Origin of the sequence: Streptomyces sp. SID5643 (genome assembly GCF_009872555.1) — a bacterium.
Lineage (GTDB): Bacteria > Actinomycetota > Actinomycetes > Streptomycetales > Streptomycetaceae > Streptomyces > Streptomyces iakyrus.
Window position 1 is genome coordinate 1 of sequence record NZ_WWIC01000072.1, and the last position, 230, is coordinate 230.

Sequence of the window (230 nt, forward strand, 5' to 3'; positions counted from 1 at the left end):
TCCTTCTACCAGGGCCTGCACGCGCTGCGCGAGACGTCGAGCGAGAGCCCGAGCGACTATCTCGTGGGCTACGCGGTGCTGGGCGTGGCGCTGCTCGCCGAGGGCGCGTCGCTGGTTAGGGCGGTCCGGCAGATGTATCGCGAGGCGCCCCCCGGCGCGCGCGGTCCGCTCGCCAAGGCCCGCTCGGTGGACGACCCGGCGTTGCGCACGGTGTTGGCCGAGGACGGCAC

At 73.9% G+C, this 230-nt stretch carries 1 pseudogene; it reads left to right on the forward strand.

The window, feature by feature from the left end:
- Positions 1-230: pseudogene (locus tag GTY56_RS08740) on the forward strand (cation diffusion facilitator family transporter); the annotation flags it as partial.